At 67.5% G+C, this 11,324-nt stretch carries 13 protein-coding genes; 2 read left to right on the top strand and 11 right to left on the bottom strand.

What is annotated here, in order from left to right; translation table 11 throughout:
* The 5 genes from ahcY to QOC69_RS16155 form a co-directional block, all read right to left on the bottom strand.
* A partial coding sequence (gene ahcY / locus QOC69_RS16175; RefSeq protein WP_526441266.1) for an adenosylhomocysteinase occupies window positions 1-1,300 on the bottom strand: 1,300 nt, incomplete at its 3' end.
* Window positions 1,301-1,417: 117 nt separating this feature from the next.
* Window positions 1,418-2,035 carry a TetR family transcriptional regulator AlkX gene (gene alkX / locus QOC69_RS16170; protein ID WP_526441264.1) on the bottom strand — a complete coding sequence of 206 codons (618 nt, stop codon included), beginning with the start codon at window positions 2,033-2,035 and terminating at the stop codon, window positions 1,418-1,420.
* 17 nt (window positions 2,036-2,052) lie between these two features.
* Window positions 2,053-2,235: a rubredoxin gene (locus tag QOC69_RS16165; RefSeq protein ID WP_526441272.1), complete on the bottom strand. Its 183-nt coding sequence runs from the start codon at window positions 2,233-2,235 to the stop codon at window positions 2,053-2,055.
* Between the two features lie 5 nt (window positions 2,236-2,240).
* On the bottom strand, window positions 2,241-2,414 hold the full coding sequence (locus QOC69_RS16160) for a rubredoxin (protein ID WP_526441262.1): 174 nt from the start codon (window positions 2,412-2,414) through the stop codon (window positions 2,241-2,243).
* Window positions 2,411-3,673 carry an alkane 1-monooxygenase gene (locus QOC69_RS16155; RefSeq protein ID WP_526441260.1) on the bottom strand — a complete coding sequence of 421 codons (1,263 nt, stop codon included), beginning with the start codon at window positions 3,671-3,673 and terminating at the stop codon, window positions 2,411-2,413. The genes QOC69_RS16160 and QOC69_RS16155 overlap by 4 nt, the downstream gene beginning before the upstream one ends.
* Window positions 3,674-3,850: 177 nt before the next feature.
* Here QOC69_RS16155 and QOC69_RS16150 point away from each other — a divergent pair, with 177 nt between their 5' ends.
* Complete coding sequence (locus QOC69_RS16150) at window positions 3,851-5,233, top strand: FAD-dependent oxidoreductase (protein WP_526441258.1); 1,383 nt, start codon at window positions 3,851-3,853, stop codon at window positions 5,231-5,233.
* On the opposite strand, the gene QOC69_RS16145 is transcribed toward QOC69_RS16150, so the two are convergent.
* The 5 genes from QOC69_RS16145 to QOC69_RS16125 form a co-directional block, all read right to left on the bottom strand.
* Window positions 5,190-6,110, bottom strand: a complete 921-nt coding sequence (locus QOC69_RS16145) for a cation diffusion facilitator family transporter (protein ID WP_526441256.1) — start codon at window positions 6,108-6,110, stop codon at window positions 5,190-5,192. The genes QOC69_RS16150 and QOC69_RS16145 overlap by 44 nt on opposite strands.
* Before the next feature lie 12 nt (window positions 6,111-6,122).
* Window positions 6,123-7,349, bottom strand: coding sequence for a mannose-6-phosphate isomerase, class I (gene manA, locus QOC69_RS16140; protein WP_526441254.1), 1,227 nt, complete (start codon window positions 7,347-7,349; stop codon window positions 6,123-6,125).
* Between the two features lie 4 nt (window positions 7,350-7,353).
* On the bottom strand, window positions 7,354-8,436 hold the full coding sequence (locus tag QOC69_RS16135; RefSeq protein WP_526441252.1) for a TobH protein: 1,083 nt from the start codon (window positions 8,434-8,436) through the stop codon (window positions 7,354-7,356).
* Window positions 8,433-9,848, bottom strand: coding sequence for a phosphomannomutase/phosphoglucomutase (locus QOC69_RS16130; protein WP_526441250.1), 1,416 nt, complete (start codon window positions 9,846-9,848; stop codon window positions 8,433-8,435). Before QOC69_RS16130 ends, QOC69_RS16135 begins: the two co-directional genes overlap by 4 nt.
* A gap of 132 nt (window positions 9,849-9,980) precedes the next feature.
* On the bottom strand, window positions 9,981-10,400 hold the full coding sequence (locus QOC69_RS16125; RefSeq protein ID WP_526441248.1) for a DUF3499 family protein: 420 nt from the start codon (window positions 10,398-10,400) through the stop codon (window positions 9,981-9,983).
* 120 nt (window positions 10,401-10,520) lie between these two features.
* Here QOC69_RS16125 and QOC69_RS16120 point away from each other — a divergent pair, with 120 nt between their 5' ends.
* On the top strand, window positions 10,521-10,943 hold the full coding sequence (locus QOC69_RS16120; protein ID WP_526441270.1) for a metallopeptidase family protein: 423 nt from the start codon (window positions 10,521-10,523) through the stop codon (window positions 10,941-10,943).
* 21 nt (window positions 10,944-10,964) lie between these two features.
* Here the strand turns inward: QOC69_RS16120 and QOC69_RS16115 are convergent, their stop codons facing one another.
* The gene (locus QOC69_RS16115; protein WP_526441268.1) at window positions 10,965-11,231 is read right to left on the bottom strand and encodes a WhiB family transcriptional regulator; all 267 of its coding nucleotides are present in this window, start codon (window positions 11,229-11,231) and stop codon (window positions 10,965-10,967) included.
* Window positions 11,232-11,324 lie beyond the last annotated feature (93 nt).

Below are 11,324 nucleotides of genomic sequence, written 5' to 3'. Positions count from 1 at the left end.
CGTCGTTCTTGGTCCACAGCTCGATCTGGGCGATCACCTGGTTGGAGAAGCTGTTGCTCATCACGAACGACGGGTGCCCGGTGGCATTGCCCAGGTTCAGCAGCCGGCCCTCGGACAGCACGATGATGGAATGGCCGTCCTCGAAGACGAACTCGTCGACCTGCGGCTTGATGTTGATCCGGCGGATCTTCGGGTCCTTCTCCAACCGGGCCATCTCGATCTCGTCGTCGAAGTGGCCGATGTTGCCCAGGATCGCCTGATGCTTCATCGCCTTCATGTGCTCGAGGGTGATGATGCCCTGGTTGCCGGTGGCGGTGATGACGATGTCCGCCCAGCCGATGGCCTGTTCGACCGTCTTGACCTCGAAGCCATCCATCAACGCCTGCAGCGCGTTGATCGGATCGATCTCGGTGACCGCGACGCGCGCACCCTGGGCCTTGAGCGCCTCGGCGCAGCCCTTGCCGACGTCGCCGTAGCCACAGACCAGCGCGGCCTTGCCACCGATCAGCACGTCGGTGCCACGGTTGATGCCGTCGATCAGCGAGTGCCGGGTGCCGTACTTGTTGTCGAACTTGCTCTTGGTCACCGAGTCGTTGACGTTGATCGCGGGGAACGCGAGCTCGCCGGCAGCGGCGAACTGGTAGAGCCGCAGCACGCCCGTGGTGGTCTCCTCGGTCACGCCCTGGACCGCGTCGGCGATCTTGGTCCACTTGTCCTTGTCGGTCTCGAACCGCTTGCGGATCAGCGCCAGGAACACCTTGTACTCGTCGGACGCGTCGTCCTCGGTGGGCGGCACGACGCCTGCCTTCTCGAACTGCGCGCCGCGCAGCACCAGCATGGTGGCGTCCCCGCCGTCGTCGAGGATCATGTTGGCCGGCTCGCCCGGCCAGGTGAGCATCTGCTCGGCGGCCCACCAGTACTCGTCGAGGCTCTCGCCCTTCCATGCGAACACCGGTACGCCCTTGGGCTCCTCCGGGGTGCCGTGCGGGCCGACGACCGTCGCGGCCGCGGCGTGGTCCTGGGTGGAGAAGATGTTGCACGACGCCCAACGAACCTCAGCACCGAGAGAAACCAACGTCTCGATCAGCACCGCGGTCTGCACCGTCATGTGCAGCGAGCCCGAGATCCGGGCGCCCTTGAGCGGCAGCACGTCGGCATACTCGCGGCGCAGCGTCATCAGGCCCGGCATCTCGTGCTCGGCCAGCCGGATCTCCTTGCGACCAAACTCGGCCAGGTCCAGGTCAGCCACCTTGAAGTCGATGCCATTGCGGACATCGGCGGTCAGTGTCGGTGCAGTCATATAGAGCCCCTTTTCGTTCGACATTTGCCTGTGAGCGCACGGATGCGCAGCGGCGACACCCATGCAGACACCCATAGCCTGCGGGCTCGCGGGACAGGCGCTGCGGCGCTCTGCCAGCTAAGGGGTATCTACAACACCGTAGCGTTCGGCGAACGGGGTCATCAATCGGGCCAGGTCTCGGGCCACATCGTGGTCGGCCTCCGGTGGCATCGAGACGTAGCTCATGGCCAGCCGCACGATGGCCCTGGCCAGCACTCCGGCGTCCTCTTCGCTGGCGCGTACCCAGCTGGACACGAGCGTCGACGTCAGGCGCTGCGAGCATCTGGAGATGATCGGCGCGCTGTCCGTGGTGATGATCTGAAGCAGGTCGGGCTTGGCGCCGCCGGTCAGCAGCGAGATGACGAGCGGATCGGACGCCGACTCGGCGAAGAACGCGCGGAACCCCTCCAGGAAGGCCGCGTAGATGTTGCCGACGTTGCCTTCGATGGCGCCGGCGACGGCGTCGACCAGACGGTCGGCCAGTCGCAGCGCGTAACCCTCGGCCAAGCCCTGCCGCGACCCGAACTCGTTGTAGATGGTCTGCCGGCTGATGCCCGCCGCCCGGGCGACGTCGGACAGCGTGATCGACGACCAGTCCCGGCTCAGCAGCATGTCCCGCATGCCATCCAGAATCGAGTCACGCAGAAGCACCCGCGACGCCTCGGCGAACGGCACGCGCGGTGCCGGGTTACCCATACGCGCGAGGGTAACGGTCACGGACGGGCAATCTCGACCATCTCGAAGTCCGACTTGGCCGCGCCGCAGTCGGGGCAGCTCCAGTCCTCCGGGATGTCGTCCCAGCGGGTCCCGGGTGCGATGCCGTCCTCCGGCCACCCCTTCTCCTCGTCGTACTCGAATCCACATTGCACGCAGACGAACAACTTGTAGTCATTCACTTCATTCACTTCATTGCTCCCATCTCTTCGAAATCGATCTTCTCGCGTACCGCACAGTCCGGGCAGCACCACTCGTCGGGGATCCGATCCCAGGGCGTGCCCGCCGGAAAGCCCTCCCGCGGAGCACCCTTCGCTTCGTCATAGACATAATCACAGCCCGGGCAGCGGTACGCGCTCACTGATGCACCCCGTACTTGGCGAGCACCTTGTCGCGCATCCTGGGGTGGACGTTGACCCGCGTGATGTCGCCGTCGTAGTGCTCGAGCACCCGGTGATCCATCACCTTGCGCCACAGCGGCGGGAAGTAGGTGAGCCCGATCATCGACGCATACCCGCTGGGCAGGCACGGCGCCGTGTCCATGCTCCGCAGCGTCTGGTAGCGACGCGTCGGGTTGGCGTGGTGATCGCTGTGCCGCTGCAGGTGGTAGAGGAACAGGTTGGTCACGATGTGATCGGAGTTCCAGCTGTGCTCGGGCGCGCATCGCTCGTAGCGTCCGCTGGCGGGCCTGCCTTCTCTTCGCGCAAGCGGCTCATCGACCTTTTGCCGGAGCAGTCCGTAGTGCTCGAGGTAGTTGACGGTCTCCAGCAACGTGAACCCGAAGACGGCCGAGATCACCACGTACGGGATCAGTGCGACGCCGAAGATCGCGATGAGCGCGCCGTACAGCACCACCGACATCGCCCACGCGTTGAGCACGTCGTTGGACCAGTGCCACGGACTCTTGTCGAGCCTGCGCAGCCGCGCCGCCTCGAGTTCCCATGACGACTTCAGGCTGCCCCAGACGCTGCGCGGCAGGAATTCCCAGAACGTCTCGCCGAAGCGGGCCGACGCCGGGTCCTCCGGTGTCGCGACCCGGACGTGATGGCCGCGGTTGTGCTCGATGTAGAAGTGGCCGTACAGGGTCTGGGCCAGGGTGATCTTGGCCAGCCAGCGTTCCAGCTCGTCCTTCTTGTGGCCCATCTCGTGCGCGGTGTTGATGCCCACCCCGCCGAGCATGCCCACCGACAGCGCCAGACCGATCTTGGCCACCCAGCTCAGGCCCCCGTCGAAGCCCAGCCAGCTCAGATCCGACGCCGTGAACAGGTAGGCGCCGAAGATCACGCTCGCGTACTGGAACGGGATGTAGATGTAGGTGCAGTACCGGTAGTACTTGTCGTTCTCCAGCCGCTCCATCACCTCATCGGGCGGGTTCTGGCCGTCGGGACCGAACCGCAGGTCCAGGGCGGGCAGCAGCACATAGAGCAGGATCGGGCCGATCCAGAACGGCACCTGCGCCGCGGCGTGCCAGCCCCACTGGTTGAACGCCCACACCAGCGGCAGCACCACGAACAGCGCCGTCGGCGCGATCAGACCCATCAGCCACAGGTACCGCTTCTTGTCGCGCCATTGGTCGACCGGGGCGACGGACCCCGATACCTCCGAAAGATCTGATGCCATCGCTGGCTACCTCCTATGAGAGCTGCGTCACTGTCATCGTTGACGATAGCTCGCATTTTGTCCGTTGTCTAGACACAGATGTATATTTTGTAAACTCGGTGGGCGGCCGGGGTCGAAAAACTGACGGGTTGAGATTGCAGTGCCTCATTCGTCGACCCGGCGGGTAGCCTGCTGCCGATGGGGCGGGAACACGCGATCGTCATCGGCGCGAGCATCGCGGGCATGTGTGCGGCCCGGGTGTTGTCGGACCACTACGCCAAGGTGACGGTCTTCGAACGCGACGACCTTCCCGACGAACCGGCCAACCGGTCCGCGGTACCACAGGGCAAGCACGTCCACCTGTTGATGGCGCGCGGTGCCGCGGAGTTCGACGGGCTGTTCCCCGGTCTGCTGGACGACATGGTGGCCGCCGGGGTGCCCGTCTTGGAGAACCGGCCCGACTGCATCCACTTCGGCGCGGCAGGCCACGTCCTTGGCACCCATGCCACGCTGCGTGACGAGTTCACCGCCTACGTACCGAGCCGGCCGCACCTGGAATGGCAGATCAGGCGTCGGGCGCTGGCCATCCCGAACGTCGAGCTGGTGCGCCGCGGCATCGCCGAACCTCAGTTCGACCCGACCGAGGAACGCGTGACGGGGGCGCTGCTCGCCGACGGCGACGACGCGAGTGCGATCGCGGCCGATCTGGTCGTCGACGCGACCGGGCGCGGCACCCGCCTGCCGGTGTGGCTGGAGCAGTGGGGATTCGGCAGGCCCACCGAGGACACCGTCGACGTCGGCATCGGCTACGCCACCCATCAGGTGCACATCCCCGACGGCCTGATCGAGGAGAAGGTCGTCGTCGCAGGAGCGTGCCGCGACCAGCCGCTCGGCCTCGGCATGCTGCGCTACGAGGACGGCAACTGGGGCCTGACGACGTTCGGCACCGCGAAGGCCGAGCCGCCGCAGAACTTCGCGCAGATGTGCACACTGGCCGACGAGATCCTGCCTGCCCACATCAGCGCGGCGGTACGCAAGGGCGAACCGATCGGGGACGTGGCGTTCCACAAGTACCCGACCAGCCGGTGGCGCCGCTACGACAAGATGGACCGCTTCCCGACCGGCATCATCCCGTTCGGCGACGCCGTGGTGACCTTCAACCCGACGTACGGCCAGGGCATGACGATGACGTCGATCCAGGCGGGCAACCTGCGCGAGGCGCTCCGGTCCGGCGATCCCGACATCGCGGGCAAGCTCTCGCGGGCGACGGCCAAGACCACGTGGCCGGTGTGGATGATGACCGTCATCGGCGACCTGAGCCTGCACAACGCCACGGGTGAGGCGCGGTGGTGGTACAAGCCCGTTGGTGGCCTGTTCGACCAGTTCCTCGGCGCCGCGGAGACGGATCCCGTTCTCGCCGAATGGTTTCTACGGCGCTTCAGCCTGCTGGACAGTCTCTACATGGTCCCGTCGGCACGACTGGTCGGCCGCACCGTCTGGCACAACGTGCGACTCTGGTTGGCAGAGAGGCGCGGCGCTAGCCGGTCAGGGCACGATCGAGATCGGGTTCCAAGTAGATGACCCGCGCCGCGGGTACCGCGGCACGGACAGCCGACTCGGCGGCGTCGATGGTGGCGGCCACCGTGGCCAGATCGGTGTCGGCCGCCAGTGCGATCTTGGCGCCCACCAGAAGTTCGTCCGGTCCGAGGTACTGCGTGCGGATGTGAATGAGGCGGTCGACGTTCGGGGTCTGCTCGAGCGCCGCGCGGATGGCCTTGTCCTCCTGGCTGGTCGCACCCTCGCCGATGAGCAGGCTGTGCATCTCGACCATCAGGATGACGGCGATGATGCCGAGCAGAACGCCGATCGCAGCGGTGCCGATGCCGTCCCACACCGGTTCGCCGGTGAGCATCGTCAGCCCAACGCCGCTCAGCGCGAGGGCCAGACCGATCAACGCGCCGGTGTCCTCGAGCAGCACCACCGGTAGCTCGGGATTGCGCGACGTCCGGATGAAGTGCCACCAGCTGCCCGAACCCTTGAGCGGTCGCGACTCCACCGCCGCGGTGCGAAAGCTGTAGGACTCCAAGCCGATTGCCACCACCAGGATGACGATCGCCACCAGCGGCGACGTCAAGTCCTCGGGGTGAGTGATCTTGTGGTAGCCCTCGTAGAGCGCGAACACCGAGCCGAGGGTGAACAGCACCAGCGCCACGACGAACGAGTAGAAGTAGCGACTGCGGCCGTACCCGAACGGATGCAGGTCGTCGGCCTCCTTGCGCGCCTGCCGCTGCCCGAACAGCAGCAGGCCCTGGTTCGACGTGTCGGCGACGGAGTGCACCGACTCGGCCAGCATCGAGGAACTGCCCGTGATGATGAACCCGACGAACTTCGCGACCGCGATGCCGGCGTTCGCCAGCAGTGCGGCCACGATTGCCCTGGTGCTACCGGCCGTCGACATGGTCGCCTTCCACTAGATCCCCACCGTGGCCCTGAACAGTTTCGTCGGCTGTTCGGCGACGAGCCGGATGGGCCCGTCGTCGGCCGCCACCCATGCGGCCGCACCCTTCTCGAGCGTCAACACGCTGGACTTGGCGTGCACCGTCACGGCGCCCTCGGTGCACAGCAGAATCTGTGGCCCGTCGTGGCGCGCGGGAGCGTCGACCTCGTGGCCCAATTGGTCGCGGTCCAGCCGCAGCACCGACACCGCGAACTCCGGTGCGGGCGTGTGGTAGACGAGCTCGATTCCATCCCCGACTACCTCGGGACGAATGGGCGACTCATCGGTCGGGGTGAAGTCCAACACCCGCAACAGCTCGGGCACGTCGACGTGCTTGGGGGTCAACCCACCCCGCAACACGTTGTCGGAGTTGGCCATCACTTCGAACCCCACGCCGTGCAGGTAGGCGTGCAGGTTGCCTGCGGGGAGGTAGATGCCCTCGCCGGGGGCCAGGGTAATGCGGTTGAGCAGCAAGGACGCGAGCACTCCCGCATCGCCTGGATAACGCTCACCGAGCTCGAGCACGGTCTTGGCTTCGGCGGTGAAAGTCGTTTCGCCCGAACGGAGGTAGTTCACCGCACCGTCGAGCACCGCAGGCACCAGCACGTCCAGGTCGGGTTGGGGTGCGGTGATCCAGGTGGTGAACAGCGCCCGCAATCCGTCGGCCTCGGATTGCCCGGACAGCAGGGCGATGAACGGGTCGAGGTCGGAGACGGCCAGCGCACGCATCAACTCGACGCTGCGTGCGGCGGGCCGGAATCCGGCCAGGGCCTCGAACGGGCCGAGCGCCACGATGAGTTCGGGCTTGTGGCTGCGGTCGCGGTAGTTTCGCGTCGGCGCCGTCACCGGGATATTGAGCCGGTCCTCGCGGGCGAAGCCCTCCATCGCCTGCTCCGCGCTCGGATGCGCCTGCAGCGAAAGCGGTTCGTCGGCAGCCAGCACCTTGGCCAGAAAGGGCAACGCGTCACCGAAGCGCTCCCTGGTGGCCGCCCCCAACTGCCCCTCGGGGTCAGCCCTGATGACCTCGAGCAGCGATTGCTCACCGCTGTCCGTCTCGAGCCGAGCCGGATCGCCGGGGTGGGCGCCGAACCACAGCTCCGCTTCGGGATGCGCTGTCGGACTTGGTCGTCCAGTGAATTCGGCAATGGCGGTGCGCGACCCCCATGCGTAGGTCCGCACCGCGCCGTGTAGCAGGTCCACTCGTCTAACCTCGAACCAGTCTCAGGTAAACCGCCGTCATCTCCAAGCGCACCGCCAGCGTCGCCAACTGCTGTTCCAGGCGGCCGCCCGCAGGCGTCGCGACGTCCGGAACGTCCTTGGCGCTGACCACGTCGAGTTCGTCGTACCCCGCGAGTCTCGCCGCGATCGCCGGACGCTCATCGTCCGCCGCGAGGACGACGGCGCGGATCCGTGCAGGCAGTGGACCGTCGAGTTCCTCGTCGTGGAACAGCGACGTCTCGTAATTGGCTGCGGTGCTGCCGATTCCGCCGTGCAGCGCGACGACGAGGTCGGCGAGCCCGACGGCCGCGACGGGTTGGTGGCCGATCCGCAGCAACACGGCCCCGGCATGCCGGGCGAGCGCCAAGGTGGCCGGTTTGTCGCCGGCCAGCACGACGTCGCGCCCGGACATGCGGTCGGCGAGCGTCTTGGCGGGGTTGGTGAACAGCTCGCGGCCCGCGCTGTTGCGCAACGCCTCGGAGTCCAATTCGTCGGCCAGCCCGGCGATGTCGACCTGCATCCCGGGATCCACCACGTGCAGAGTGGCCAGGCCTGCGGAGAAATAGCGGGCGAGGCCGAAGTCATCGGGCACCCGCAGCCGCGGCGCAAGCACCACCGCGCGCCCCGCGGTGACATCCTGCAGCGGACCCTCCTGCGGAGCCACGACGATCACGCGCGCGCCTCGCCGAGTTCCCGTCGCCGCGGCCGAAACCAGCACCGGATCCACGGGATCGTCACCCGCGACGACCAGAACGTCCAGTGCGCCGATCCAGGGCGGCACCTCGGGTGCAACCACGATCGGTGCCGCCGTCGACCCACCGAGGGCGGCGGCCAGCATCAGTCCAGCCGTCTCGGCCGCTCCGCGACTGGCCACCCAGATCACGGTGCGCGGCGGCATGTCTGACCGCAGCGGATCGAGCACCCCTTCGTCCAGCGCGGCGGCCGTCGCCCGCACCTGCGCACCCGCCATCGACGCCGCCCGCAGCAGACCCTCACGATCGGCGGCAAGCAACCCCTCGGCGTCGTCGAGGTCGATGGCCGCCGCCCGAGCGCGGGAGTCAGCGTTCACGTGGCGGTCCCGGTCTGAGTGGCGATCAGGTCCGCGACGTGTTCGACGACCTCGTCGACGCCGTCTGCGGTGCGGGACTCGACGTTCAACCGCAGCAACGGCTCGGTATTGGACGTGCGCAGGTTGAACCACGTTCCGTCGCCGAGGTCGACGGTCACGCCGTCGAGGTGGTCGATGGAGTGGATGCGGCTGCCGAACGACTTCAGCACGGTGTCCACGCAGGACGGCGCATCGGCGACGGTGAAGTTGATCTCGCCGGAGGCCTCGTAGCGCTGATAGTCGGCCATCAACTGCGACAGTGGCCGCGGCTGTTCGCCGAGCGCGGCCAGGACGTGCAACGCGGCCAGCATGCCGGAGTCGGCGCCCCAGAAGTCGCGGAAGTAGTAGTGCGCGGAGTGCTCACCGCCGAAGATCGCACCGGTCTCGGCCATCAGCCCCTTGATGTAGGAGTGACCGACCCGGGCACGCACGGCGGTGCCGCCCCGTTCGACGATCAGCTCCGGCACCGCCCGCGAGGTGATCAGGTTGTGAATGACGGTGGCCCCGATCTCACGGCCCAGTTCGCGGGCCGCCACCAGTGCCGTCACCGCCGACGGCGAGACGGGTTGACCGAGTTCGTCGACGACGAAGCAGCGGTCGGCGTCGCCGTCGAAGGCCAGTCCGATGTCGGCGCCGGTCTCGAGCACGTAGGCCTGCAGGTCGACGAGGTTGGCCGGATCCAGCGGGTTGGCCTCGTGGTTCGGGAAGGTGCCATCGAGTTCGAAGTACAACGGCAGCAACGTGATCCCCTCGATGGGACCCAGCACTCCAGGGGTGGTGTGACCGGCCATTCCGTTGCCTGCGTCGACGGCCACCCGTAGCGGCCTGCCGCCGGAGACGTCGACGAGCGAACGCAGGAACTGGCCGTAGTCGTCCAGCACGTCTCGATCCCGGATCACGCCAGCGGGTCCGTCGTGCGCGGGGACGCCGTCGATCACCTCCCCGCTGATGGTGCTGAGCCCGGTTTCCTTGCCCACCGGCTTGGCGCCCGCCCGGCACAACTTGATGCCGTTGTAGGCGGCGGGGTTGTGGCTGGCGGTGAACATGGCGCCAGGACAGTCCATCAGACCCGACGCGAAGTACAGCTGATCCGTGGACGCCAGGCCGATCCGGGTGACGTCGAGCCCCTGGGCCACCACACCCTCTGCGAACGCGTCGGCCAAGGACGGCGAGCTGGACCGCATGTCGTAGCCGATCACCATCTGCGAGACAGTCCCGGAGTCGGGCCCGCCAGGCAAGACCTCGTCGCGCACCAACCGCGCGAATGCGCCACCAACGTCGGAGACGAACGCCTCGTCGATCTCGTCACCGACCAGACCCCGCACGTCATACGCCTTGATGACGCGGTTGACAGCCGCAGCGGGCCGAGACATAAATCTCCCTTGGATCCCCTAGCAGGAAATGGTCGTGGCGCCAGCCTATCGGCTCGCGAATCCTCATGCCGACGCTCTTCCCGGCGTGGTTGCAATCTCCGCATAGTCAACGGAGCGCAGGGACGTGAGCGGCTACTCGGCCGGGTCGGGCAGGACGCGCAGGTGGCCTCGCCGCCGACCGTTGTGCTCCGAGCGGCGGGCGGCCGGCGCCATCAGCGCGCCGCCGTGAACGCCGGTCGAGGGGTCGGTGAACCCCGTGGCTATGCCGCCCATCGGCGATGGGCCGTCGCGCCCCTCCCTGACTGCGTCGGCCAACGCCACCAGATCGTCGTCGTCGCCATGCGTCGGCAGCGGGCCGGCGTGCCGTACCAGCTCCCAGCCGCGCGGGGCGGTGATCCGGCCCGCGTGCTTGACGCACAGATCCCAGGAGTGCGGTTCCGACACGGTGGCCAGCGGCCCGACGACCGCCGTCGCGTCCGGATACACGAAGGTCAGCGTCGCCACGGCATAGTGCGGGCACCCGGGCCGGCAGCAGCGACGGGGAACGTTCACGCAAGCGAGGCTATCGGTTGGCGACGTCGCGCGACGACGACACGCGCAGCCAGGCCTCGGCCGATCTGCAACCGTTACGATCTGCAAATGGCCGACCCGCGATCACGCCGTGGCCGGGACATGCGCGGTCCGCTGCTGCCGCCCACCGTGCCGGGTTGGCGCAGCAGGGCCGAGCTCTTCGACATGGCGGTCCTGGAGGCCTACGAGCCGATCGAACGGCGTTGGCAGGAGCGCGTCTCGACGTTGGACGTCGCGGTCGACGAGATCCCGAGAATCGCACCGAAGGACCCCGACAGCGTGCAGTGGCCGCCGGAGGTGATCGCCGACGGGCCGATCGCGCTGGCCCGGCTGATCCCGGCAGGGGTGGATGTGCGGGGCAATGCCACGCGCGCACGAATTGTGTTGTTCCGCAAGCCAATCGAGCGGCGGGCAAAGGACACCGCCGAACTCGCCGACCTGTTGCACGAAGTTCTGGTGGCCCAGGTGGCCACGTTCTTGGGCGTCGAGCCCTCCGTCATCGACCCGACGATCGACGACGACTGAGCCCCAACGCGGTTGGTCAGCTCAGATGATGCCGCGCTTGAGGCGACGGCGTTCCCGCTCGGAGAGACCGCCCCAGATGCCGAAGCGCTCGTCATGCGCCAGGGCGTAATCCAGGCACCGGTCCTTCACCTCGCAGCCCAGGCAGATGCGCTTGGCCTCGCGGGTCGAGCCGCCCTTCTCGGGGAAGAACGCCTCGGGGTCGGTCTGCGCGCACAATGCGCGTTCCTGCCATTGCTCATCGTCATCGGTTGCCGGCCCGAATTCGGATTGATCGGGTACCACGCTCAGTTGAGGCCGCCCCGTCGCCACGCTCTGTGCCGGTCCAGTGTTGGTGTGCGGGGTACCGCCTACTGAGCCGAGCATCCGACTGTCGAATCGGAT

The organism is Mycobacterium sp., assembly GCF_032162105.1.
GTDB lineage: Bacteria > Actinomycetota > Actinomycetes > Mycobacteriales > Mycobacteriaceae > Mycobacterium.
This window is presented reverse-complemented; position numbering and strand designations above follow the sequence as displayed.